The sequence below is a fragment of the Hymenobacter tenuis genome (genome assembly GCF_054780495.1).
The window spans coordinates 596966-620462 of sequence record NZ_BAAGWF010000001.1 but is presented as its reverse complement, the minus strand read 5'-3'; the positions used below and the strand labels follow the sequence as shown (position 1 = coordinate 620462).

Below are 23497 nucleotides of genomic sequence, written 5' to 3'. Positions count from 1 at the left end.
GGTTGGGGCCGCTGGTGCGGTCATGTTAAAAGGCAGTCGTGCAACGCCTGCAGCAAGCTATTTGCGCGTGCAGGGCAGTTTTTCTATTTGGTAAAGACGGTGTCGCTTTTAATTATTTCCCAGTCGCCGGATGGGCGTTTGGCCATCCAGAGCCTGATAGTGGCGTCGGCCCGCTCCCCATCCAAGAAGAAGCGGAAGGAGAGAGAATCCTTTTTAGCGCCGAGCTTCTCCATCTTGAAGTTCTTGGCCGTTATTCTTCCTGTTCTGTTAATTATTCTGGGAGAAACGCGGGCCGAACTCATGGACTTGCTTATTAAATCCCCTGGCCCACCCAGTACAGCTTTCAAAACCGTCCGCTGGCCCATGTTCTTGACGAAATAGAACCCAGCGAAAGCCAAAGCGCCCAGCAGCACATACCCCCAATTCGGAAAGCCTTTACCTTTTACTTGCATGGGCGTAGTGCGGGTTACTCTGTGAAAGTGGTGTCGCTCTGCAGCATTTTCCATTCGCCAGATGGCTGCCTCATCACTTTGGTTTTGATAGTAGCAGTAGCTTTCTCGCCTTTCAAAACGAGCCGAAAGGTGAGGGAATCCTGTTTCGGGCCTGGCTTGCCGGCGTCAAATTTTTTGGAGACAATCTTCCCTGTGCGGCTTAGAATTCGGGGGGAGACTTTAGCCCCATCCAGTGCCGCAAGAATTATCTCCGACTTCTTGCCCATTGCCAGCCTGACAAAGTCTTCCGTCTTGAAACTCTTGATGATATAAAACGCCGCAAACGCCAAGAATCCCAACAGCACATATACCCAGTTCTGCAGACCGCTACCTTTTTCTTGCATAAGGTTAGTGTTTTAGAATAGATAGATATGAAGGTAAGGAAGCTCCTGCTGAGCGTAGCCGAAGCATGACAGGCGGGCGTTGCGGTGTTCTAGGCCAGTCTACTTGGCGGCTTTGTGCTCAGCCACGGCCTTCAGGAAGTCATCGAACAGATACTCCGTGTCCTCAGGGCCGCCGGCTGCTTCGGGGTGAAACTGAGTAGAGAAGAATGGCTTAGTCTTGTGCTTGATGCCTTCGCAGGTGCCATCGTTGAGGTTCTCAAACAGCATTTCCCACTCGGCGGGTAGCGTGTCGGTATCCACCGCAAAGCCGTGGTTTTGGCTAGTGATGTAGCTGCGCTTGGTGCCCGTGAGCAGCACGGGCTGGTTGTGGCTGCGGTGGCCGTACTTCAACTTGAACGTGTCGCCGCCGGCTGCTAGGCCCATGAGCTGGGAGCCTAGGCAGATACCAAAGATGGGCTTGTCCTGGCCTAGCGCGGTTTGCAGGTGCTGGATAGTGGCGGTGCACATCTTCGGGTCACCGGGGCCGTTACTGAGGAACAGGCCGTCGTAGTCGAGCTTCGTGAAGTCGTAGTCCCAGGGCACGCGGATCAGCTCCACGTCGCGCTGCAGGAAGCAGCGGATGATGTTGGTCTTGGTACCGCAGTCGACAAGCACGATTTTGTGCTGGCCGTGGCCATAGTGCTTTACCTCAGTGGGGCTCACCTGGGCTACCAGGTTGTCTTGGTTGGGGTCGTGCAGAGGCACATCTTCCTCGGCCACAATCTTACCCAGCATAGCGCCCTTTTCCCGCAGGATTTTGGTGAGCATACGGGTATCCACGCCGAAGATGCCGGGGATGTTGTACTCCTTGAGCCAGTCGCCCAGGCTCTTGGCGGCATTCCAGTGGCTGTGCTCCTCAGAGTAGTAGTTCACCACCAGGCCGGCAATGTGAATCTTATCCGACTCGAAAATCTTGGAAATCGACTCGTATAGTTCCTCGCCGGGCACACCGTAGTTGCCCACCATGGGGTAGGTCAGCACCAGAATCTGGCCGGCGAAGGACGGATCCGTCAGGTTTTCGGGGTAGCCGGTCATGGCCGTGCTAAACACTACCTCGCCCGCGGCGGAAGTAAATGCGCCGAAAGAAGTACCCTCGATTTCGGTGCCGTCTTCGAGAATGAGTTTTACCGATTTAGCGTTTTCCACTCTGTTATGCGAAAATAGGTTTACTCTGTTGTTGATTTTCTGCAGTAGTCAGGCACGCAGCTTCCTTGCTCGTTGAGATGGGGAAAGCGGCAGGTATGCCCATCATTCCAACCAACGCTGATTGGAACCTTGTCGTGGTAAGGGAATGCAACGATTCAGCGCCCCTTATGCGGGGTGGTTTGCGGGGATGTGGCGTTGTCTCAGCCAGCTTTCGGAACCGCCCGGATACAATTTCGGCTGGAACAGAACCAAACAACAGAGGTCTATTCCAGCCGAACGAGGACTTAAGCCAAACGGGAGCGAGAGAAGGTATATCAATCGGTCCCGCGCCCTGCCGTTCCCAGATGTCAGGCATCGGGAAGTTTGGTGGGCACGACTGCTGAAAGAAAAAGTGAGAGGCCGTTCTTTCACGGAAAGAACCAGCCGGTTGCTGCGCAATTGTGGCCAATGGCAGCGTGCAGCTAATCAGAAGGGGAGCTTGGCTCGTAAACCTCATCGTGCTACTCATTGGGGCTGCAAGTTAGGCCACAAGTTGCTTACTTTTTCACCTCGGCCGGAATAAGTGTGTACAGCGCCTGCAGGAACCGGTCAACTTCAGCCTTTGTGATGTTGAGCGGCGGCAGCAGACGCAGCACCCCAGGGTCGGAAGCGTTGCCTACGAAGATGTGGAAGTCCGAAAGCAGCTTGTCGCGTACATCCTTAATAGGGAAGTCGTATTTGATGCCCACCATCAGGCCGCGGCCGCGGATTTCCTCGGCACCGGCATTGGCTTCCAGCTCCGAGCGGAGGTAGTGGCCTAGCTCGGTGGCGTGATTTAGCAAATCTTCCTGCTCAATAACCTCTAGCACTGCTAGGGCCGCAGCGCAAGCCAAGTGGTTACCACCGAAGGTGGTGCCTAGCAATCCATAAGACGCCTTCAGCTCCGGCGCAATCAGGATGCCGCCGATGGGGAAGCCATTGCCCATACCTTTCGCTACCGAAATGACATCGGGGCGGATACCGGCGTGCTGGTGCGCGAAGAACTTGCCGCTGCGGCCGTAGCCGCTCTGCACCTCGTCGGCAATTAGCAGGGCACCGTACTGCTTGCACAGCGTCGCTAGGCCAGTCAGGAACTCATCGGATGGCATGATGATGCCACCTACGCCCTGAATCGGCTCGATGATGGCTGCGCACACGTCACCGCCCTGCAGCACCTGCTCTACCGCCGCCAAGTCGTATTCCACGAAGGAAATGGCGTGGTCGGCGTTGAAAGGAGCAACGATTTTCGGGTTGTCGGTAGCGGCTACCGCGCCGGAGGTGCGGCCGTGGAAAGCGCCTTTGAAGGCCACCACGCGCTTTTTGCCGGTGTGGAAAGATGCTAGCTTCAGCGCATTCTCGTTGGCCTCGGCGCCGGAGTTGCACAGGAATAGCGAGTAGTCCTCGTAGCCCGACACCTGGCCTAGCTTGTGAGCCAGCTGCGCCTGAATCGGAATCTGCACCGAGTTGGAGTAGAAGCCGATGTTCTGCAGCTGCTCGGTGAGGCGCTGCACGTAGTGCGGGTGGCTGTGGCCGATGGAAATAACGGCGTGGCCGCCGTAGAAATCCAGGTACTCCTGACCTTTATCGTCCCAGAGTTTCGCCCCCAGCGCCTTTACCGGCGTGATGTTGACGAGCGGATATACGTTGAAAAGCTCCATTAGAAAAGCACCGATTTGAGGTGAAGCCCTGTCGTTTCGGGCAGGCCGAAGAGCAGGTTCATGTTCTGGATAGCTTGGCCCGAAGCGCCCTTCACCAGGTTGTCGATAACCGAGGTGATGAGCAGCTGCTTGCCGAATTTCTGCACGTGCAGCAGACACTTATTGGTGTTTACTACCTGCTTCAAGTGAATTTCCTTGTCCGATACCGTGGTGAAAGGCGCATCAGCATAGAATTTCTGGTACAGCTCCCGCGCTTCCTCCTGAGTCAAATCCGATGGCGTGTAGACGCTGGCGAAAATGCCCCGTGAGAAGTTGCCGCGGTACGGGATGAAGTGCATGGCGCTTTCTAGCTGCGGCTGCAGCTGCGCCAGGCTCTCCCCGATTTCGCCGAGGTGCTGGTGCGTGAAGGGCTTGTAGATGGACACATTATTAGTGCGCCACGAGAAGTGCACCGTCTCCGACAAGCTCTGGCCCGCTCCCGTGCTGCCCGTAATGGCCGACACGTGCACATCATCGGTCAGCTTGCCCGCCTGCGCCAGTGGCAGCAACGCCAGCTGGATAGCCGTAGCAAAGCAACCGGGGTTGGCAATGCTTTGGGCCTGTTGGATGCGGCTTCGGTTCAGCTCCGGCAACCCGTACACAAACTCACGTCCTTCAAACTCTGCGTCGGCTTCCAGGCGGAAGTCGTTGCTGAGGTCGATAATGTGGGTGGTTTCGGGCAGCTCGTGGTTTTCGAGCCACGCCTTGGAGTTGCCGTGGCCCAGGCACAGAAATACCACGTCTTCGTCACCCGCCAGCTCCGAGGCAAAAACCAAGTCCGTTTCACCCACCAAGTCGTCGTGAACCTGGTAGACGGGGTTGCCAGCGTTAGAAGAGCTGACGATGGCGCCTAGCTCCGCGTACTCGTGGTGCAGCAGAATGCGGATCAGCTCCCCAGCAGTGTAGCCAGCGCCGCCTACGATGCCGACCTTAATTTTCATCGTTGAATGAGCTATGAATCCGCAGCTGGTTGCTGAAGATTTTGATGAAGCCCTTGGCGTCGCGGCCATCCCAAGCGTCGTTTTCCTCGCCGTAGGTCGCCACTTTGGAGCGCATCATGTCGTACTTCGACTCAATGCCTTGTAACTCGAACTGATACGGCTTCAGGGTCACGAACACCTTGCCTGACACCCGCTCCTGTGACGACGTAAGGAAGGCCTCCATGTCGCGCATCACTGGGTCGAGGTACTGGGCTTCGTGCAGCAGCGTGCCGTACCAGTTGGCGATGTAGTCTTTGTGCAGCAGCTGCCACCGCGAAGAAGTGTGCTTCTCCAGCAAGTGGTGCGCTTTCAACAGAATCAGCGGGGCAGGAGCTTCAAAACCTACGCGGCCTTTGATGCCCAGAATCGTGTCGCCCACGTGGGTGTCGCGGCCAATGGCGTAGCGGCCACCCAGGTCGTTGAGCTCCTGAATCAGCTCCACCGAGTCCATCGACTTGCCATTCAAAGCCACCGGCTCGCCTTTTTCGAAGGTGATTTCAACGGTAGTAGGTTCGGTGGCGCTGATCTGCGTCGGGTAAGCCGACTCAGGCAGTGCTTTGTCGGAAGTCAGCGTCTCTACGCCGCCCACGCTGGTGCCCCAAATACCCTTGTTGATGGAGTATTTGGCTTTCTCCCAGCTCATCTCGAAGCCGTGCTGGTTCAGGAAGTCAATCTCGGCCTGGCGCGACAGTTTCAGATCGCGTATGGGCGTGATGATTTCTGTGTTGGGCGCGATAACCGAAAAAGCCACGTCGAAACGCACTTGGTCGTTGCCGGCGCCGGTGCTGCCGTGAGCAATGTAGTCGGCCTTGTGCTCCCGGGCGTACTCCGCCAGAGCCAAGCTCTGGAACATACGCTCCGCGCTGACACTCAGCGGGTAAGTGTCGTTCTTGAGGATGTTGCCAAAAATGAGGTAGCGCAGGCAGTCGTGGTAGAAACGCTGGGTCACGTCGATTACCTCGTGCTTCGAGGAGCCCAGTTCGTAGGCTCGCTTCTCGATGGCAGCCAGCTCTTCCTCAGAAAAGCCGCCGGAGTTGACGATGACGGTGTGAACTTCCAGACCCAGTTCGCGGGTCAGATATACAACGCAGTAGGACGTATCCAAGCCGCCGCTGTAGGCTAAAACTACCTTTTTCATTATTGGCCTTGGGGTGTAAGAATCTCAATCGTCTCCTGCACGCGCTGGCTGTACTGGTCATCGAGCTTGTCGTAGACCATGCCAGTGCACAGGCACATTTTGCGCTCGTTTTCCATCAGGATGCCGTAGTTTTTGCAGCTAGAGCAGCCCTTCCAGAAATCGTCGCTCTGGGTTAGTTCGGGGAAGGTGACGGGGCGGTAGCCCAGCTCGTTGTTAATCTTCATCACGGCCGCTGAGGTCGTGATACCGAAGATTTTAGCGGCCGGATACTTCGTGCGGGAGAGCTCAAACACGCGGTGCTTGATGGCGCGGCCCAGGCCCTCTTTCCGTAGTTCCGTGTTCACAATGAGGCCCGAGTTGACCACAAATTTGTTGTCCTCGAAGGTCTCAATGTAGCAGAAGCCGGCTAGTTGCTCATCAATGAAAGCAATGATAGCATCGCCCTTCACCATCTTTTTAATCAGATAGTTAGGGTCACGCTTGGCGATGCCGACGCCGCGCGATTTGGCGGATTCGGCGTACCATTGACAGAGGGTTTCCACATACTGCGCATCGGCAGCATCGGCGACTCGTAAAAACATGGTCGAAGCTCGGTTGGTTGCCTTGGTATACGGCAACAGACTCGGAAAGACGGTAAGGGAGGAGCTTGAGGCGCAGCGGAGGGATGTGGCTGCGCCGTAACCAGAGCAAGGTCTGGCACCAAAATGGAAGCTCTGAAAAGGGGCCCATTCAGCAAGCCGCCGCAGTGGGTGGTCAGGCAAAATCGGCTAGGGAAGGCGCACTAGGGCTTACACTCGTGTCAGTTCGTTGTTCGTAGAAACTTTCTTCAGCAGGGCGCTTAGGTTGGGGCCCTTTCGTCGGGGGAGCAGGGTGCTTACTGGCCGACGAGATATTGCATGCCAGCGCTTAAGCTGGCATTGTTCGCACGACTAGGTTGGGTCGTCGCAGAAGCGCAATAGAAGAGAGACGAATCATGAAGACTGCCGTGAGGCGAGGGAAGTGTTTCTGCGGTTTAAAATGAATAGGACCGCTAAATCGTTGCAAAACTAGATGTTTTTTTTCGGAAACTTTGTCGGCCCACGGGCAAAAATAGTTGCTGCCTAATGTATCCATTGGGTAGATAATAGCCGAACAGAAAGTACGTTTTGGCGCTGCGTGGCCTAGTACGCCGCATTTTACCTCTTCCGAAAACCATGCGAGAAGGCCTAAAAATTTTTAAGATTGGCGGCGGCATCATCGACGATGAAGCGCAGCTAGGCCACTTCCTGACGGAGCTGGCCCGCATACCCGGCCGAAAAATTCTGGTGCACGGGGGCGGTAAAGGCGCCAGCCAGATGCTGCTGGACTTGGGCATCGAACCTCAAATGGTGCAAGGCCGCCGCATCACCGATGCCGCTACCCTTGACATTGTGACCATGTTCTACGCCGGCAAAACCAATAAGCAAGTGGTAGCGCTGCTGCAGGCAGCCGGTGTGAATGCGCTAGGCCTATCCGGCGCCGATGGCAACGCCATCAGGGCCGTGAAGCGCCCAGTGAAGGAGATTGACTACGGTTTTGTAGGAGACTTGCCCGAAGGCAGCATCAACATCACGCTGCTAGGCCAGTTGCTGCAGGCCGGCATCACGCCCGTGTTCTGCGCCATCACGCACGATGGCCTAGGCCAGTTGCTCAACACCAACGCCGACACCATTGCCAGCACCCTTGCCCGCGCCCTGGCAGTGGCCTACGAGGTGGAACTGCACTTCTGCTTCGAGAAGGACGGTGTGCTCTCCGACATCAACGATGAGCAGTCGGTGATTCCGCAGATTGTGCCGGCTCAATACCAGCAGCTAAAAGCCGAAGGCATCATTGCCGCCGGTATGGTACCCAAGCTGGATAATGCCTTTGCCGCGCTGGAAGCCGGGGTAGAGCGCGTGGTGATTGAAAACGCGCTCAAAATCAACGAACCCGTGAAAACTGTACTATGCCGGAGCTAATCGAGCGGCTGACCGAGGATGCCATTGAGCTGCTGCAGGAGCTGATTCAGACGCCCTCACTCTCGCGGGAAGAAGACCAGACCGCTGAGCTAATCTTTCGGTTTCTGACCTTCCATGGCGCCCACCCCAGGAGGGATAAAAACAACGTTTGGGCCGTGTCGAAGCATTTCGACCCTAGCAAACGGACCATTCTGCTCAACTCCCACCACGACACCGTGAAGGCCGGCAACACCTGGACCTACGACCCGTTGGGAGCCACCGTGGAAGGCGACAAGCTGATAGGCCTAGGCAGCAACGACGCCGGCGCTTCGGCCGTGAGCCTGCTGGCTACATTCCTGTATTTTCATGAGCGCACTGACCAGGCCTACAACCTCATCTGCGCCATCACGGCGGAGGAGGAAGTTTCAGGCGTGAATGGTATCCGGAGCGTGCTACCCCAGCTAGGCCACATTGACCTAGGCATTGTGGGTGAACCCACTCAAATGGATTTAGCGGTGGCTGAAAAAGGACTAGTGGTGCTCGACTGCGTGGCCCACGGCCGGACTGGCCATGCCGCCCGCGAAGAAGGTGAAAACGCCCTCTACAAAGCCGTGGCTGACATCCGGTGGTTCGAGCAATTCCGCTTCCCGGAAGTTTCGCCGCTGCTAGGCCCGGTGAAGATGACCGTAACCCAGATACAGGCCGGCTCTCAGCACAACGTAGTACCCGACCGTTGCACCTTCGTGGTGGATGTGCGCACCAATGAGTGCTACTCTAACCCGGAAGTAGTGGAACTGGTGCGCCAGCATGTTACTTCTGATGTCACCCCCCGCTCTATCTACCTCAACTCCTCCCGCATTGACCTAAGTCACCCTCTCGTGCAAAGAGGCCTAGCACTGGGCCGCCGCACGTTTGGTTCAGTTACCTTGTCCGACCAATCGATGATGCCGTTTACTACGGTGAAGATTGGTCCTGGCGACTCAGCCCGCTCCCACACACCCGATGAGTACATCCTGCTCAGTGAAATCCGGGCGGGCGTTCAGGGATACATAGCTTTGCTCGACGGGCTGAAGTTGTAGGATTCCAATGTCTAGTTACCCTCCTCAGATGAGGAGAGGTTAGGGGTGGTTGACAATCGATGAACGATTAACTACTTCTAGTTTGCTAGCTCTGAAAACCGTTCTAGGCCAGTTCAACCACCCCTAGCCCCTCCTCATCTGAGGAAGGGAACTAGACTTTAGCTTAACATCAAACGCATGAAAATCTGGGATAAAGGCATTGCCGTCGATAAGAAGATTGAACAGTTCACTGTAGGTCGCGACCGAGAGCTGGATATGTATTTGGCGCAGTTCGACGTACAGGCTTCTAAGTCCCAAGCCAACATGCTGGCGAAGGCCGGATTGCTTTCGGAGGAGGAAAATCAGCAGCTCCAGCAGGGCCTCACGGAGCTGAGCACGCAACTCGAGGACGGTACCTTCACCATTGAGGAAGACTTCGAGGATGTGCACTCCAAAATCGAGTACTACCTGACGGAGAAGTTCGGTGACGCGGGTAAGAAAATCCACACGGCCCGCTCCCGCAACGACCAGGTGCTGACGGCTATCCAGCTGTTTCTGAAGGACTATACGGAGCGCACCGCTGCCAAAACGCTGGAGCTGGTGCAGGTACTGTTGCAAAAAGCTGAGGCGCATAAGGAAGACCTGATGCCTGGCTACACGCACTTTCAGGCGGCTATGCCCAGCTCCTTCGGGCTGTGGTTTTCGGCCTATGCCGAGCATCTGCTGCTGGACCTGGCCCTCTTCGAAGCGGCCCACACCGTAGCCGATCAAAATCCGCTCGGCTCGGGTGCTGGCTTTGGCAGCAGCTTCCCTATCGACCGCCTGATGACCACCCAGGAAATGGGTTTCGGCAACCTGGCCGTCAGCAGCGTGGGCGCCCAAATGTTGCGCGGCAAAACGGAAAAAACGGTGGCGTTTGCGTTAGCCGGCATGGCTGCTACCCTCGCCAAAATGGCCTACGACCTAGTGATGTACAACTCGCAGGATATGGCCTTTGTGGAGCTGCCTAAGGAGTTTACTACAGGCTCCAGCATCATGCCTCACAAGAAAAACCCCGATGTGTTTGAGCTTATCCGGGCCCGTTGCAACGCCCTGCAGGCCCTACCCAATACGCTCATGCTAGCCACCAGCAACCTGCCCAGCGGCTACCACCGCGACTTCCAGATTCTGAAGGAACTGCTCTTCGAGCCCATGACTCAGTTCCTGAACATTCTCGACATCGTGCTCTTCGCCCTGCCCCAGCTGAAAATCAAGCCCAACCTGTTGAACCAGGAGAAGTACGACGCCGTGTTCACCGTCGAAAACATCAACCAGCTCATTCAAAGTGGTACCCCCTTTCGCACCGCCTATAAGCAGGTAGGCCTAGCCGTTGAAGATGGCAGCTACGTGCCACACAAGGAGTTCCACACCACTCACTTGGGCAGCGTACATAACCTAGGCCTAGAGGAAATTCAAGAGAAGGTGCAGCGTTTGCGGGAGAAGAGTGGGTTGTTTAAAGCCCTGTAGCCTTCCTCAAGAAGGCATTTCACTGCCACTAGCCAACGTTTTCTAAATATTTTTTACTCAACTGTATACAATGCCAAAATTTTGAACAATTAAGCGACTCACTATAAATCAAGCTATTGCACGCAGTTATAGCATTGGTGAGTGATTACTTACAAAGAAAAGTGAGGCAATACTTACTGTTTTATAAAATCCTTGTGTAAGTTTGCTCTCGCTATCAGATAACGACTCCCACTAGTTATCTGAAAGACAATTCCCACGCCCTGTTTACCCGAATGTATTCCCACCCTCATTCGGAACCCTTCAAAAACTACGCGACCTTACCCCCGGTACTGTTGCATGCCGGTTTTTGAATCCCACGTAGCCGGCCGATTTGGTACTCCCAAATCGGCCGGCTTCTGTTTTAGGAGGCCCTGCCCGTGAACAGTGGGCAGCAAGGAATTTGTAAAAAATAGCGTGTATTCGCTCACTGAACCCGATCTTGCAGTGTTTCTTCTGCGAATAAGAAGGCGTACTACTAGGCCTAGGCCGTTAAATTGAACTTGTCTGGACATGACGAACCGCAAACAGCACATTGCAGAAGTAGCATTGCAGCTATTTGGGGATAAAGGCTTTGAGAACACCTCTACGCAGCTGATAGCTAAAGCTGCTGGAGTTTCAGAAGCACTAATTTTCAAGCACTTCGGCTCAAAAGACCAACTCCTGGAGTTTGTAATCCGCAATGGATACAAGCGCATAATTGAGGATAACCGGGGCGGACTGGCAGAGCAGGACCCGCTGGCCTTCATCCATAGTGTAATTGAGCTTCCCTTTAAGCTAGTACAGGCTGAGCCGCACTTCTGGAAGCTCCAATACCGCTTGGCTGACTCGGAAATGGCCCGACAGCAACATGAGCGGTTCATGAAACCTGTACCTTCTTTGCTGCGGCAGGCATTTCAGAAGCTTGACTATGCGGACCCAGAAAAGGAAACGGAATTGCTGCTGTTGCTGGTAGAGGCCCTCTGGAAAATGGAAGCCACCAAAACTGAAGACCACGGCCGCGAAATGCTGGACTTCATCAAAGGCAAGTACCAAGCGCAATAAGCCCCTAGACGAAGCTTTTGATTCTCCTGGCGGCATGCTTGATCTAGCGTAAACTTGTGGCAGCATCTCGCGGATTGATGTTGCAGTGCTAACCCAACAATGCGAGGCAGATGCCTTGCCCTTTTGATGCGCCGTCAGGCCGGCAGAGCGGTCTGGAATTCTGAGACACAGCCTACTAATGAAAAAGCAGAGCCTCAACTATATGCTAGTTAAGGCTCTGCTTTTTTGTATCAGAAAGGCCGCTGCTATTTACTATCCTGCTGGCGGAAGAATTTGAGTAGCATCAGGAAAGGTGAAAGCACTACCAAGCCAAATCCAATCAATCTTGCTACCCCTAGAAAGGAAGCAAACCACGCTGGTAAAGTACCAAAGTGACTAAAGGCCCAAAAAGATGCGCCTGTATAAAGTGCGAAGCCTAGGGTGCCTAAGATAAACAGAACCGTGTAAGAAGGGAGTCGGGGCATAAAACGAAGCCGATGTAAGCACCAAACATACAAAAAGCCCTTGACCACAGCTGTGGTCAAGGGCTTTTAAACCTATGTACTTCTGTTTTCCTACAAGTGAATCACCTCGCCGTACGCGGCGGCAGCGGCTTCCATAATGGCTTCCGACATGGTGGGGTGCGGGTGCACTGACTTAATGATTTCGTGGCCGGTAGTTTCCAGCTTGCGGGCTACCACCACTTCGGCAATCATTTCCGTTACATTGGCGCCAATCATGTGGGCACCTAGCCACTCACCGTACTTCTTGTCGAAGATAACTTTGACGAAGCCATCCTTTACGCCGCCAGCGGAGGCTTTGCCCGAGGCCGAGAAGGGGAATTTACCTACCAGTACATCGTAGCCCTGTTTTTTGGCTTCGGCTTCGGTGAGGCCTACAGAGGCAATTTCCGGCGAAGCATAGGTACAGCCGGGAATATTCTGGTAGTTGAGCGGCTCGGGGTGGTGGCCTGCAATTTTCTCAACGCAAATAATGCCTTCGGCGGAGGCTACGTGCGCCAGTGCGGGGCCGGGCACAATGTCGCCGATGGCATAGATGCCGGGCACGTTGGTCTGGTAGAAGTCGTCGACGATGATGCGGCCTTTCTCTACTTTGATGCCGAGCTCTTCGAGGCCGATGTTTTCGAGGTTGGTCACCACACCCGCTGCCGAGAGCACCACGTCACATTCAATTTGCTGGTCGCCTTTGGCCGTTTTAACGGTTACGTTGCAGCCTGCGCCGGTGGTATCCACTTTGGTTACCTCTGCGCTAGTCAGCACGTTTACGCCAATTTTCTTGAAGGATTTCTCCATCTGGCGCGATATTTCTTCGTCCTCTACGGGCACGATGCGGGGCAGATATTCAACCACCGTTACCTCGGAGCCCATGGTGCGGTAGAAGTAGGCAAACTCAACGCCAATGGCGCCAGAACCTACTACCACCAAACGCTTCGGCAACTCAGGCAGCACCATGGCCTGACGGTAGCCGATGATTTTTTTACCATCAATGGGCAACGCTGGCAGCTCACGCGAGCGGGCGCCAGTGGCTAGAATGATGGACTTGGCCTCAACGGTTTCTTTGCCGCCGTCGGCTTTCGTTACCTCTATCTTACCGGCCGCCAGCAGCTTGCCGGTGCCCATAATGGTATCGATTTTATTCTTTTTGAACAGGAAGTTGATGCCCTTGCTCATGCCATCGGCCACGCCGCGGCTGCGCTGAATAACGGCACCAAAATCGTAGCCAATACCATCAGCCTTCAGACCGTAGTCGGCGGCATGGTTAAGGTATTCAAATACCTGGGCGCTTTTGAGCAGGGCTTTGGTAGGAATACAGCCCCAGTTGAGGCAGATGCCACCGAGCGACTCACGCTCTACCACGCCTACTTTCAAACCTAGCTGCGAAGCCCGGATGGCGGCTACGTAGCCGCCGGGGCCGCTGCCGATAACGACCAGGTCGTATTGCAATGCCATGTTGTGTTCGGTTGAAGGTTAAGAAGGAAGGGGCCGCTGGCAGCATCGGGCTAACCGGCGGGCGGGCAAAGATAGGCAGGCCGCGCTACTCTGCCACCGTGCCCGCACTTGGCTTCTCATCTGGCCCCGACAAAATTATGGCTTCGCACTCAGCCGTTGCCAGAACTTGCCCGTACAAGAGCCATTGCCTGATTTGGCGTAAAAAGTACCGCCACAATTTCCTCTCCTTGCTTTACATGAGAACACCCATACTTTCCGCTTTAGCCGGCGCTGCCCTCTTCTTGCTTACTGATTGTGCCCGCAGCACAACCGAAGTGGAACGGCCTACGTCCTCTAGCCTGAATAGCGCCCGCGAAACAGCTGTAGCCCGCGCCGCCGATTCTGTGGCCCGGGCTACTAGCCCCGATATTGTGCCAACTGGTACGGAAACCCCTACCCTACCCACGCCCGTTGAGCCAGCTGCCCGTAAATCAAACGCCGACTACCGGGCGGCAATCCGGACGGCGGATGCCACCCTTAAAGCCAAGCCGCGCGATTTTGATGCTCTACTAGCCCGGGCAAAAGCCAAAAGCCACTTAAAGGAATATAAGGAAGCCGTAACGGACTATAACCTAGCGTTGCGCCTGAAACCTACTAGCCCTGAAGCCTACTACAACCGGGGACTTAACCGCCTGAAGCTGAAAGAATACAACGCCGCCATCGTCGATTTTGGTAAGGCTATTAAGTACAACCCCGAGGACAAGGAGGCGTATTTCGGCCGGGGCGCCGCCAAAATGCAGCTTTTCAACTTTAAGGGAGCCATACCCGATTTCACTAAGGCCGTAGCCCTCGACCCTTCCTACGCCGATGCGTACGAGTACCGCGGCATCAGCTACGCCTCCATTAACAAGCCCGACGAAGCCAAAGCCGACCTGGAGAAAGCTACCCAACTGAACCCCGAGGCCGAAAAAAGCCTGCGCCGGTACACAGGCAAGTAATCAACTAGGCCCAAACAGCCTCAGCTTCATTCTACTAGCCCCCGATCAAGCCCAAACCCCTACCGGGAGTTAGAGCTTAATCGGGGGCTAGCGGTTTGGAAGCAAACTGCACCTAGTATATGGGGTAGCTACATCGCCTTAGCGACCCAGGAGCAGCTTTACGTAGAAGCTGGGCTGTCGGAGCCGCTCGCGCAAATCCAGGTCGAGGAACATGTTGCTGATAGTTTCAGCCAGCGTGGGGTTGTTGGCGGCGCGGTTGGCTACGAAATTGAACAGCCATGGGTAGCTGAGTAGGCGTTGCATGGCCCGGCTTAGGCGCAGTTCCTGCCACAAACGGTTGTACACAGCGCCATCATATCCTTTCAGAAACTCGGGAGTGAAGTTTTGCGCAGCCAAGGCGCGGCCGGCCCAGTCGGCGGCGTGGCGGCCCGATACCATGGCGTGGCTGATTCCCTCTCCTGAAAAGGGGTCGATAAGGGAGCCGGCATCACCAAGCAGCAGGTAGCCCGCACCCGATAACGAACGGCGCCGGGAGCCCAGCGGCAGCCCGAATCCCCGCACCGGTCCTAGGCGCTCGGCAGTGGCAAACCGGTCTTTCAGGGCCGGATGCGTATGCAGCATTTCTTCCAGCCGCTCGCGCAGCTTTACTTTCTTTTTGGATACGGCTTCTGTGAGCATGCCCACGCCCACGTTGGCCTCGCCGTTGGGCAGCGGAAACACCCAGAGGTAGCCCGGCAGAAAGTCTTTGATGAAGTGCAGCTCAATGAAATTATCAGGGTGCAGCCCGGTTACGCCGCGGTAGTAGGCGCGCAGGCCGGCGCAGTGGTGGGCCGGCTCCAGTTCGTGGCCGCCAATGAGACGAGCAAAGCTGGACTGAGCCCCGTTGGCCACTAAAAGCAACCTAGTCGTCACGATTTCCTCGCCATCAGGGCCTAGTAGGCGCCACCGGCCATCGGGCAGCTGCTCGTGGCGGGCTACGTCGGTGTTTTCGAGGAAGTCGATTTCGGGCCGGCGGCGCACTTCTTCAATCAGGAAATTATCGAAGTGCAGGCGCTTGCTGATGTGGCCGGCGGAGCGGTCAGAGGCGGGGTTGTACTTTGGTTTGAAGGGCACAGCCAGGCGGCTGCCGTTGGGGGCATAAAAGTCGATTCCCCAGCTGGGGAGCTGCATGGGTTCGGCGGCCAACTTATCTGGCAGCGCCTCGCCGATACGGCGCAGCTCACTGATAACTTTGCCGCTGAGGGCATCGCCACAAACTTTGTCGCGGGGGAAGGTAGCGCGGTCGAGGAGCAGGCAAGAGTGGCCGGCGTTAGCCAGGTGCAGGGCGGCCGTGGCCCCGCCGGGGCCGGCACCCAGAATACAGATTGCAATGTCGGGCATAGACGCGACGAAGATACGAGCCAGAAACGGTTGACGGTATAGCTCCTCTATATGGCCTAGCACCGCGCCAACAAGTTTGGGTTTGCGCCCGCCAGAGGGCTAGTGAGAGTGCCCTTTCTTACTACCTTCGCCTTCATGACGAAACTGCTCGACGGAAAAGTGGCCCTCATTACGGGTGCTTCCAAAGGAATCGGCCGCGCCATTGCGGTGTATTTCGCCCAACAGGGCGCTCAGGTAGCCTTCACCTACCTCTCCAGCGTGGAGAAAGGCCAGCAGCTGGAACAGGAGCTGGCCGCCCACGGCACCAAGGTAAAAGGCTTCCGCTCCGATGCTTCTATCTATGCCGAAGCGGAAAAGCTGGTGGATGATGTAGTAGCGGAGTTCGGCAAGCTCGACATCCTAGTAAACAACGCTGGTATCACGCAGGATGGCTTGCTGATGCGCATGAGCGAGCAGCAGTGGGACCAGGTAATTGCCGTGAACCTGAAGTCGGTATTTAACCTGACTAAGGCCGCTACCAAGCCCATGATGCGCGCCAAAGCGGGCAGCATTATTAACATGACGTCGGTGGTAGGCATCAAAGGCAACGCCGGCCAGACTAATTACGCCGCTTCCAAATCGGGCATTATCGGCTTCACGAAGTCGGTGGCCCTAGAGCTGGGCTCGCGCAACATTCGCTGCAACGCCATTGCACCGGGCTTCATCGAAACCGAAATGACCGATGCCCTCGACCCGAAGCAGGTAGACGAGTGGCGCAAAGCCATTCCGCTCAAGCGCGGCGGCACCCCCGACGACGTAGCCAAAGCCACTGCCTTCCTCGCCTCCGAAAACTCAGCCTACATCACTGGCCAAGTACTGCAGGTGGATGGCGGCATGCTGACCTAGGCTAGTCCCGAGGCCGACCTACTATGATATGATACAATAGAACGTCCTGCTGAGCGCATCCGAAGCCTCTCTACCGGAGCTGATCAAAGAAGTTAGCCAGAGGTAAAGATGCTTCGACTGCGCTCAGCAGGACGTTCTTTTATATTTCCAATCCTGTAATTATATGCGTCGCTATCTGTTAGCTATTTTTCTGCTGCTCGCCGTTTCACTAGTAGCCTACCCGCGGCTGCAACGGTATGTGACACAATACCAGCAGCGGCGAACGGCACAGACCGCAGTAGCAGGCATTGCCGGAAAGCTGCACAACGGCGACCTTATTTTCCAGACCTCACAATCGGCCCAAAGCAAGGCCATTCAGCTCGCCACAAAGTCGCCGTACAGCCATTGCGGCATTCTGTTTCAGAAGAACGGCGAGTGGCGCGTGTTTGAAGCTGTGCAGCCCGTAAGTGAAACCTCACTGGAAGCTTGGACAGCGCGCGGCCTAGGGGGCAAGTTTGTGGTTAAGCGCCTCCGCGACGCTGCAACTGTACTTACGCCCGCCGCCCTGAAACGCCTGCAAGCCGCCGGCGAGCAATACCGCGGCAAGAACTACGACCTGTACTTTGGATGGTCAGATGACCGGATCTACTGCTCGGAGCTACTCTGGAAGATGTACCAGCAAGCCACTGGCCGCGAAATTGGGAAGCTCCAGACGCTGCGCGAGTTCGACCTGAGCCACCCCGCCGTGCAAGCCAAATTGCAGGAACGCTACGGCAAGCACATGCCCTTAGGTGAAAAGGTTATTTCGCCGGTCCGGATGCTGGAAAGCAAGGAGCTCGTGACGGTGCAATAAGGCAACTTATTTGCCCCCGCCTGCGGCAGCTTTTTCAAACGAAAAGGGCAAGCTCATCCGAATTTCGTGGTCTTCGCCGGCCGTATTGGTAAAGCGGGCCATGCGCATGACGCGTTGTGCTTCTTCGTCGCAGCCGGAACCGATGCCTTTCACTACCAGCACGTTTCGCGGAATTCCTTGTGGATCAATGACCATTTGCAGGACCACTTCGCCGGAAACTTTGCTTTTTCTCGCCTGGACAGGGTACTTTAGTTGAGCAACCAGCGCGTCGTAGCCGCCAATCAACTCTACCGGCGACTGATGCTCTTCAGTAATCTGTGGCGACAGATACAACTCCGGTGGGTTTGGGTTGTGTGTAGGGCTAGGAACTTGGTAGACGATACCATACTGTTGCAAGTAGTGTTCTAGAGGCGCCATACCAATTTTGGCCCGACGCAGGTTTACGTTGGGCTCGTCCTCAATAGGATACAGCTGTTTTCGGCCATCAGCAATTACTCTATGCTGTGAGCCATACACTTGCTTTTCGCCTTTTTCCGTCTTTACTCGGTCAATCAGAAGGCCAAGTGCCGACCAGGATATATCCCCACGGTCAGCGGCGGCCGTCAGCAAGGGCAGATACTTTTCATCAGGATGATGCTGAATGACAAAGAACGCTACCTCTTTCTGATACTCTCCGACCATTGCTTTCCCCGGATAACCATGGCGTGTAATAAGGCTATCTACCTGACGGATAAGACGGAGGTCTAGGGCATCTTGCTGCTGCATTGCCACTTTAGCAGCTGTTGAGTTGGGCCCGTACTGACGGTCAGCGGCCGCGGCAATTTGGCGGTAATGCTGATCCTGATAGTGCATTCTCTCTAGCAGGGCCACCAGCGGCTGCGTAAAGCCTGCTTCGTGCTGTTGTTGTTTACGGCGCGCACTAGCCAGCACTTCTTTCCAGCCGCGCTGGTTGCTGAGGGCTGCGAAGGCCGCATCTGCTTGTATTTCCTGCTCTCGGAAGTAGCCTTTCGAAACGGCCTGCCCTAGCAGCTGAAGCGCCACTTTGGGCTCTTGATTTTGGGCAGCGGCTTGGGCGGCTTGATAATAGGTGCGGGCGGTACCGGGCTGCAGCTTCAGGGCTTGCTGGTAGGTAGCGCTAGCGGCCGCATACTCCTGTCGTTGCAGTTGCTGGCTCGCAACTGTTACCAGTTCGTTTGATGACTGTGCTTGAACCAATTGCCCTGCTGGGCTACCCCATGCCAGCGCAAAGGCAGCCAGTGCTTTGTAAAAATAATTATGCATCACTTCTAAAGGATAAAGGCCAGCTAGGGCGTTCTGATTACTAACTCGGCGAAGCTATCAGTTTTTTGTATATCCGCTTCCTCTCTCACAACTTCCTACCTTCGCTGCCTAGCCTTCCCTGTCTGCGCAACCTAGTACTGCGAAACCGGGTTCTTGGTGCAGTTGCTATACCGTTCTGCCTTTGTTACTATCTGCTTCTCCCTGGTTTATCTTGTTGTGCCTGCTAGTAGGGGTGGGCTATGCGGCTTTGCTTTATTCGGCTAAGTCGCCGTGGAGCCGAACCGTGAACTTCGCGCTGGCCTTTGTGCGCTTTGTAGTAGTGAGCTTCCTGTGCTTTTTGCTGCTCTCGCCCTTCCTGAAATCAACTTCCACTACCACCGAGGCGCCTACCGTAGTACTGGCCATTGATGATTCGCAGTCAGTGGGATTGTTTACGCCGAAACCCGTGCTGGGGCAAGCCACGCAAGGACTAACGCAGCTAGCCGAAACACTGCGCGGCCAGGGCTTTACGGTAGAAACTCGCACGCTCTCGGCCACTAGCCGGGCCCCACGGCCAGACTCGCTACAGTTTCAGGCCCCCGCCTCTGACCTCGATGGGCTGCTCACCGGCATCGGCGAAGGATATGAAGGGCGCAACCTGGCGGGCGTAGTGCTGCTCTCCGATGGCCTCGTAAACCAGGGTCGCGCCCCGCAGTACACCGACTATCGTTTCCCGATTTATGCCATTGGCGTGGGCGACACGGTACCGAAGAAAGATGTAAGCTTGCCCGCGCTGACCTACAACCGCGTAGCCTTCAGCGGCAACCAGTTCCCGATTGAGGCCGAATTAGGCTACGATGGCTACGCCGGCACTACGGCTACCGTGGTGCTGCGCGAAAACGGAAGGGTGCTGCAGAGCAAGCGCGTGAACCTGCCGGCCGGCCAACGGCGCGTGAAAACTACGTTTCTGGTTACAGCACCGGCGCCCGGCAAGCGGCGCTATGAAGTAGTAGTAAGCCAGCTTCCCGGCGAGTTCACGCTCCTCAACAACCAGAAGTTTGCTTACCTCGACATTGTGAAAGGCAAGCTGCGCGTGCTGCTAGCCGGAGCGGCCCCGCACCCCGATTTGAAAGCGTTGCGCGCCGCCATTCTGCAGAACGACAACTTTGACCTGACTACCTACCTACCTGGCATCAGCCCCCTCAAAAGCCAAGACTTTGATGTAGCCATTCTGCACCAGTTGCCTGCCCAAAGTGGGGTAGGCGCCGAGGTGCTGGCTCAGGTGAAAGCCCGCCGCGTGCCGGCGCTTTACGTGCTGGGCGCCCAAACCAACTTCCCGGCGTTCAATGCCCTAGGCACGGGCCTGACGATAACGCCCCGGGGCTCCCAAACCGATGACGTAACGCCTATTCCGAACGGGACTTTCACGCGGTTTTCGTTTGAGGAAGATGCCCTGCGCCGTTTTGCTGCTTACCCGCCCGCGCCGGTGCCTTTCGGGGATGTACGCCTGGGAGGTGGCGCCGAAGCAGCCCTGTGGCAGCAGGTAGGCCGCCTGAAAACCCAGAAGCCGCTGCTAGTATTTGGGGGCACACCGGCGCAGCGCCAGGCCACCTTGCTCACCGATGGTAGCTGGCAGTGGCGCTTGCAAGAAGCCGTAGAGCACGATGACCGCCCGGAAACGTATGACCGCCTGATTCTGCGTACCCTGCAGTTGCTCACCCAAAACGCCAATAAAAAGCGCCTTGATGTGTATCCGACGCAGGATGCTTTCAGCTCGCAGGACGACGTAACGTTCGGGGCCGAAACCTATAACGCCATCTTCGAGCGCATATTCGGCCAGCAAATCACGCTCACGCTCACCAATGAGCAGCAGAAGACGCGCACGTTCTCGTTCACAAACACCGACGACAGTGCCCCGCTGCACCTGGGGCCCTTGCCGGCGGGCGTGTACCGCTATGTGGCCCGTGCTACCCTAGGGGGCCAACAGCAGCAAGACCGTGGTGAAGTATTGGTACAGGATCAGCAGCTAGAAGCCATTCAGTCGCGCGCCGACCATAACCTGCTCTACCAAGTAGCTAGCCGCAGCGGGCAGCGCCTGTACTACCCTTCGCAGTTTGCCCAACTCACCCAAGACATCCGGAAGGCCAATTACAAGCCCGTCATTTACGAGCAGGAAGACCTGAAAGACCTCATTAACCTGAAGTGGCTATTTTTCCTGCTGCTGGGGCTCCTGACGGTGGAATGGGCTACCCGCAAGTACTCGGGCGGCGTGTAGGTGTGAGTGGGGTTGCGACGCGGCGGTTGCCTAGCGTTCCAGCGCCTCGAAGGGCAAATCAATCAGGTCGAACTCCGACCAGCACTTGTGGTCGAAGCGCCACCATTTGCCGGGGTAATTGATAAAGCCCTGCTGTTTCATGGCCGCCATCAGCAGGCACCGATTCAGCAGTATATGGGCCGGTAGGTTGCTGAATCGCGAATGCGCCGCTGGCGTTGCTGCCTCATACTCAGTAGGAAGCGGAACACACCGGCCCGTACCAAACTCCACCAGACTCACATCAACGGAGCACCCGCGGTTGGGCCGAAAGCTTTGCCAACCCGATATTTCATCGGCGCCTTTTCTGCGCAACTGCTCGTAAAATCTGGTGGCTAGGCTGTAGGGGCGGTAGGCATCGTACACGCACAATCCCAAGCCCCGCTTTTGCAGCACCTGCTGCACCCGGCTTAGTGCCTCTGCCACCGGGCGGCGCAGATAGGCGCAGGCTCGTTGATATAATGGTTTACCTAGCAGGTTGCGCTGGGTGGCATACCGCACATCCAGCACCACATCCGGAATGGCTATGGTCAGGTCAACCAGCTCCTGCTTTGCATCCTGTGCCACTTGCTGCTGATACAGCTCCAGTGACGTGATAGGTGTAAATTCAAATGAGTTGGCAGACATAAGAAAACGGGCCGGGGCCGTAACTGAACAGTATCCTAACTTACGCTTGCTTGGAAATGTTCTATTGCATACGAATATGTCAACCATAGGGCGCGGCAGCTTTGGCCCAGAGGGAGGCGGCTGGCAGCAAAAAAGAGGTAAAAATCACCAGCCCTTCAGATAGCTAGCCCCTCCATGCGGCTGCCCTGCAGCGCCCCCCGAACCTAGGCTCGGGCGGCGCTGCAGGGCAGCGCACTAGTTACCGTAATAGAACGCAGCAGGGCTTATTCTTCTTCTGACTGCTCGCGCTCGATTTCCTGGTCGGCGCTTTGCTTCTGGTTGCCACCTTCCAGGCCGTTGGTTTGGTCACTGTCGCCGTACCCGCCGCGGATGCCTTCGCCGGTATCGTTAGACAGCTCGTGCTGGGTAGTAGCGGGTTGGGTAGGAGTTGAGGGGGTGGGCTGAGACGGATTATGGGGAGTTGCCATAGTTGCTGGGGGGGTAGGAAGTGAAATGTTAGAGGTTTACCTGGCCGGTTTCGCCGCCCGATACGCCGGTGCCGCTGCTGGTGGTGTTGCCACCCACGTCGCCATCTTGGGCATTGCCGGGGGCATCGTAGTTGGGCGCTCCGGAGCGCACGCGGGCACCACTGATGGCCTGCCCGCCTTCCGTGCCGCCGCTGCCGGAGTTATCGTCGGCGTTGAGGCCGGTATCGTGGCTGCCGGGTGCCTGACGGCCTTCGGGCTGGCGCTGCTCGGGTTGCGAGTCGGTGGAATTCAGCAGGTTGCGACCATCGGTGGGTTCTTCGCGAGGAGTATCCATAGTCTGATTTCTTGAGGTAAACAATGCGGACAGGGTAGGTCCGGCTTAGGCTATACGTGGGCCTAGTAGCTGAGGTGGTAGAAATGGGCTGGAAGTCCGGCAGTTTTTCACCAATTTGGTGAGATTTTCTACCTCTATTCCTTTGCTGTAGCTGGCATGTCAGCCTCTTCTACCCCCGATTCGTTTCTGCAGAAATCCGATGAGGAACTGCTGTATTTGGTACAACACCCGGCGCTGTATCATCCGGCCCTATTAGCCGAGGCCAGCCGTGAGCTGCGTCGCCGCGGAACTTCCCTTCCGGTCCTTACTCCGGACCCTATTGCTGTAACAACTTCCATTTATGATGCGCCGGAACGCTCGGTGGCTGCCCGCTGGTGGCCAGCTGGTGTATTGGGCGTCGCGGTAATTGGGTTAAGCTGGTGGGGCCTACAGGCGGCTTCTACTCCCGAAGCTGCAGCCCCTAAGCCGGTCTCTACGGCTCCCATTGTGCTGGAAGCGGTTCAAACCAAAAGCCTACCTAGCTTCGAGGCGGAAACCGCCGCGCAGGTAGCGGCCACGCGCCGCCAACTCTCGGCCGCTGACCGGGCCGATACCACCGCTACTGGCCGCTACGCCCGCATGGCCCGGCGCTATTGGCTGGCCGAAAATGCGGCGGCCTATCTTACCGCACAGGCTAAGAGTGACTCGGTAGGAGACGTTTTTCCGGGACAGGTGGATATTGCGCTGGAGAAAATCAGCTGGTTTATGCAAGCCAAAGCCTACAACCAGAGCCTAACGCCCAATATGGAAGAGCACCTAACGTTGATGCAGCAAGGTCTGGTCCTGCGCAAAACCATGCTGAATAATTTCAAGTATCGGTTTGAGAACAAGACCATTATGATGGACCGCGACATGAACCAAGCTGATTTTGAGGCCACTGACATTGGCAACGAGCTGCGTGGGATGCCCCGGCAGCGCGTCCCTATACAGGGCCGCCTTTCCGATATCTAGGCTACCACATCAGCAACCTTGTCAGGTTGGTGG

At 56.2% G+C, this 23497-nt stretch carries 22 protein-coding genes; 9 read left to right on the top strand and 13 right to left on the bottom strand.

What is annotated here, in order from left to right; all coding sequences use genetic code 11:
- Positions 1-83: 83 nt before the first annotated feature.
- The 7 genes from ACYVGU_RS02755 to ACYVGU_RS02725 all read right to left on the bottom strand — a co-directional run bounded on the left by ACYVGU_RS02755 (position 84) and on the right by ACYVGU_RS02725 (position 6434).
- Positions 84-452: a hypothetical protein gene (locus tag ACYVGU_RS02755; protein ID WP_460620811.1), complete on the bottom strand. Its 369-nt coding sequence runs from the start codon at positions 450-452 to the stop codon at positions 84-86.
- A gap of 14 nt (positions 453-466) precedes the next feature.
- Entirely contained in the window at positions 467-835 is a 369-nt protein-coding gene (locus ACYVGU_RS02750; protein ID WP_460620810.1) for a hypothetical protein, read from the bottom strand.
- Positions 836-934: 99 nt separating this feature from the next.
- Positions 935-2020, bottom strand: coding sequence for a carbamoyl-phosphate synthase small subunit (carA, locus tag ACYVGU_RS02745; protein WP_460620809.1), 1086 nt, complete (start codon positions 2018-2020; stop codon positions 935-937).
- Between the two features lie 536 nt (positions 2021-2556).
- Positions 2557-3696 (bottom strand): aspartate aminotransferase family protein, encoded by a 1140-nt coding sequence (locus tag ACYVGU_RS02740; RefSeq protein WP_460620808.1) that lies wholly within the window; start codon positions 3694-3696, stop codon positions 2557-2559.
- Complete coding sequence (gene argC, locus ACYVGU_RS02735; protein WP_460620807.1) at positions 3696-4676, bottom strand: N-acetyl-gamma-glutamyl-phosphate reductase; 981 nt, start codon at positions 4674-4676, stop codon at positions 3696-3698. Before argC ends, ACYVGU_RS02740 begins: the two co-directional genes overlap by 1 nt.
- Positions 4666-5856, bottom strand: coding sequence for an argininosuccinate synthase (argG, locus tag ACYVGU_RS02730; protein WP_460621986.1), 1191 nt, complete (start codon positions 5854-5856; stop codon positions 4666-4668). Before argG ends, argC begins: the two co-directional genes overlap by 11 nt.
- The gene (locus ACYVGU_RS02725) at positions 5853-6434 is read right to left on the bottom strand and encodes a GNAT family N-acetyltransferase (RefSeq protein WP_460620806.1); all 582 of its coding nucleotides are present in this window, start codon (positions 6432-6434) and stop codon (positions 5853-5855) included. Before ACYVGU_RS02725 ends, argG begins: the two co-directional genes overlap by 4 nt.
- Before the next feature lie 612 nt (positions 6435-7046).
- Here ACYVGU_RS02725 and argB point away from each other — a divergent pair.
- From argB to ACYVGU_RS02705, 4 genes are all read left to right on the top strand, one after another.
- Complete coding sequence (argB, locus tag ACYVGU_RS02720) at positions 7047-7829, top strand: acetylglutamate kinase (RefSeq protein WP_460620805.1); 783 nt, start codon at positions 7047-7049, stop codon at positions 7827-7829.
- Positions 7817-8887, top strand: a complete 1071-nt coding sequence (locus ACYVGU_RS02715; protein WP_460620804.1) for a M20 family metallo-hydrolase — start codon at positions 7817-7819, stop codon at positions 8885-8887. The genes argB and ACYVGU_RS02715 overlap by 13 nt, the downstream gene beginning before the upstream one ends.
- Before the next feature lie 177 nt (positions 8888-9064).
- Positions 9065-10372, top strand: coding sequence for an argininosuccinate lyase (gene argH, locus ACYVGU_RS02710; protein WP_460620803.1), 1308 nt, complete (start codon positions 9065-9067; stop codon positions 10370-10372).
- Between the two features lie 549 nt (positions 10373-10921).
- Positions 10922-11452 carry a TetR/AcrR family transcriptional regulator gene (locus ACYVGU_RS02705; protein WP_460612595.1) on the top strand — a complete coding sequence of 177 codons (531 nt, stop codon included), beginning with the start codon at positions 10922-10924 and terminating at the stop codon, positions 11450-11452.
- A gap of 554 nt (positions 11453-12006) precedes the next feature.
- Here the strand turns inward: ACYVGU_RS02705 and lpdA are convergent.
- Positions 12007-13401, bottom strand: coding sequence for a dihydrolipoyl dehydrogenase (lpdA, locus tag ACYVGU_RS02700; protein WP_460620802.1), 1395 nt, complete (start codon positions 13399-13401; stop codon positions 12007-12009).
- A gap of 236 nt (positions 13402-13637) precedes the next feature.
- Between lpdA and ACYVGU_RS02695 the strand changes: the two genes are divergently transcribed.
- A complete protein-coding gene (locus tag ACYVGU_RS02695; protein ID WP_460620801.1) occupies positions 13638-14378 on the top strand; it encodes a tetratricopeptide repeat protein in 741 nt (246 codons plus the stop codon).
- A 138-nt stretch (positions 14379-14516) separates the two neighbouring features.
- Here the strand turns inward: ACYVGU_RS02695 and ACYVGU_RS02690 are convergent, their stop codons facing one another.
- The gene (locus ACYVGU_RS02690; RefSeq protein WP_460620800.1) at positions 14517-15758 is read right to left on the bottom strand and encodes an NAD(P)/FAD-dependent oxidoreductase; all 1242 of its coding nucleotides are present in this window, start codon (positions 15756-15758) and stop codon (positions 14517-14519) included.
- Positions 15759-15893: 135 nt separating this feature from the next.
- On the opposite strand from ACYVGU_RS02690, the gene fabG reads away from it, so the two are divergent.
- On the top strand, positions 15894-16643 hold the full coding sequence (gene fabG / locus ACYVGU_RS02685; protein WP_460612600.1) for a beta-ketoacyl-ACP reductase: 750 nt from the start codon (positions 15894-15896) through the stop codon (positions 16641-16643).
- Positions 16644-16806: 163 nt separating this feature from the next.
- Positions 16807-17475 carry a C40 family peptidase gene (locus ACYVGU_RS02680; RefSeq protein ID WP_460620799.1) on the top strand — a complete coding sequence of 223 codons (669 nt, stop codon included), beginning with the start codon at positions 16807-16809 and terminating at the stop codon, positions 17473-17475.
- Between the two features lie 6 nt (positions 17476-17481).
- On the opposite strand, the gene ACYVGU_RS02675 is transcribed toward ACYVGU_RS02680, so the two are convergent.
- Positions 17482-18756: a TonB family protein gene (locus tag ACYVGU_RS02675; protein WP_460620798.1), complete on the bottom strand. Its 1275-nt coding sequence runs from the start codon at positions 18754-18756 to the stop codon at positions 17482-17484.
- Positions 18757-18937: 181 nt separating this feature from the next.
- Here ACYVGU_RS02675 and ACYVGU_RS02670 point away from each other — a divergent pair, with 181 nt between their 5' ends.
- The gene (locus ACYVGU_RS02670) at positions 18938-21010 is read left to right on the top strand and encodes a VWA domain-containing protein (RefSeq protein ID WP_460620797.1); all 2073 of its coding nucleotides are present in this window, start codon (positions 18938-18940) and stop codon (positions 21008-21010) included.
- Between the two features lie 30 nt (positions 21011-21040).
- Here the strand turns inward: ACYVGU_RS02670 and ACYVGU_RS02665 are convergent, their stop codons facing one another.
- From ACYVGU_RS02665 to ACYVGU_RS02655, 3 genes are all read right to left on the bottom strand, one after another.
- Positions 21041-21673, bottom strand: a complete 633-nt coding sequence (locus ACYVGU_RS02665) for a M15 family metallopeptidase (protein ID WP_460620796.1) — start codon at positions 21671-21673, stop codon at positions 21041-21043.
- Positions 21674-21936: 263 nt separating this feature from the next.
- Complete coding sequence (locus tag ACYVGU_RS02660) at positions 21937-22140, bottom strand: hypothetical protein (RefSeq protein ID WP_460620795.1); 204 nt, start codon at positions 22138-22140, stop codon at positions 21937-21939.
- A 28-nt stretch (positions 22141-22168) separates the two neighbouring features.
- A complete protein-coding gene (locus tag ACYVGU_RS02655; protein WP_460612606.1) occupies positions 22169-22474 on the bottom strand; it encodes a hypothetical protein in 306 nt (101 codons plus the stop codon).
- Positions 22475-22630: 156 nt separating this feature from the next.
- On the opposite strand from ACYVGU_RS02655, the gene ACYVGU_RS02650 reads away from it, so the two are divergent.
- Positions 22631-23464 carry a hypothetical protein gene (locus ACYVGU_RS02650; RefSeq protein WP_460620794.1) on the top strand — a complete coding sequence of 278 codons (834 nt, stop codon included), beginning with the start codon at positions 22631-22633 and terminating at the stop codon, positions 23462-23464.
- Positions 23465-23497 lie beyond the last annotated feature (33 nt).

What these genes read in the sequence shown, in the direction of transcription:
- ACYVGU_RS02755 (WP_460620811.1), bottom strand. Translation starts at nt 452, where the DNA reads ATGCAAGTAAAAGGTAAAGGCTTTCCGAATTGGGGGTATGTGCTGCTG.
- ACYVGU_RS02750 (WP_460620810.1), bottom strand. Translation starts at nt 835, where the DNA reads ATGCAAGAAAAAGGTAGCGGTCTGCAGAACTGGGTATATGTGCTGTTG.
- ACYVGU_RS02740 (WP_460620808.1), bottom strand. Translation starts at nt 3,696, where the DNA reads ATGGAGCTTTTCAACGTATATCCGCTCGTCAACATCACGCCGGTAAAG.
- argC (WP_460620807.1), bottom strand. Translation starts at nt 4,676, where the DNA reads ATGAAAATTAAGGTCGGCATCGTAGGCGGCGCTGGCTACACTGCTGGG.
- ACYVGU_RS02725 (WP_460620806.1), bottom strand. Translation starts at nt 6,434, where the DNA reads ATGTTTTTACGAGTCGCCGATGCTGCCGATGCGCAGTATGTGGAAACC.
- argB (WP_460620805.1), top strand. Translation starts at nt 7,047, where the DNA reads ATGCGAGAAGGCCTAAAAATTTTTAAGATTGGCGGCGGCATCATCGAC.
- ACYVGU_RS02715 (WP_460620804.1), top strand. Translation starts at nt 7,817, where the DNA reads ATGCCGGAGCTAATCGAGCGGCTGACCGAGGATGCCATTGAGCTGCTG.
- argH (WP_460620803.1), top strand. Translation starts at nt 9,065, where the DNA reads ATGAAAATCTGGGATAAAGGCATTGCCGTCGATAAGAAGATTGAACAG.
- ACYVGU_RS02705 (WP_460612595.1), top strand. Translation starts at nt 10,922, where the DNA reads ATGACGAACCGCAAACAGCACATTGCAGAAGTAGCATTGCAGCTATTT.
- lpdA (WP_460620802.1), bottom strand. Translation starts at nt 13,401, where the DNA reads ATGGCATTGCAATACGACCTGGTCGTTATCGGCAGCGGCCCCGGCGGC.
- ACYVGU_RS02695 (WP_460620801.1), top strand. Translation starts at nt 13,638, where the DNA reads ATGAGAACACCCATACTTTCCGCTTTAGCCGGCGCTGCCCTCTTCTTG.
- ACYVGU_RS02690 (WP_460620800.1), bottom strand. Translation starts at nt 15,758, where the DNA reads ATGCCCGACATTGCAATCTGTATTCTGGGTGCCGGCCCCGGCGGGGCC.
- fabG (WP_460612600.1), top strand. Translation starts at nt 15,894, where the DNA reads ATGACGAAACTGCTCGACGGAAAAGTGGCCCTCATTACGGGTGCTTCC.
- ACYVGU_RS02680 (WP_460620799.1), top strand. Translation starts at nt 16,807, where the DNA reads ATGCGTCGCTATCTGTTAGCTATTTTTCTGCTGCTCGCCGTTTCACTA.
- ACYVGU_RS02675 (WP_460620798.1), bottom strand. Translation starts at nt 18,756, where the DNA reads ATGCATAATTATTTTTACAAAGCACTGGCTGCCTTTGCGCTGGCATGG.
- ACYVGU_RS02665 (WP_460620796.1), bottom strand. Translation starts at nt 21,673, where the DNA reads ATGTCTGCCAACTCATTTGAATTTACACCTATCACGTCACTGGAGCTG.
- ACYVGU_RS02660 (WP_460620795.1), bottom strand. Translation starts at nt 22,140, where the DNA reads ATGGCAACTCCCCATAATCCGTCTCAGCCCACCCCCTCAACTCCTACC.
- ACYVGU_RS02655 (WP_460612606.1), bottom strand. Translation starts at nt 22,474, where the DNA reads ATGGATACTCCTCGCGAAGAACCCACCGATGGTCGCAACCTGCTGAAT.
- ACYVGU_RS02650 (WP_460620794.1), top strand. Translation starts at nt 22,631, where the DNA reads ATGTCAGCCTCTTCTACCCCCGATTCGTTTCTGCAGAAATCCGATGAG.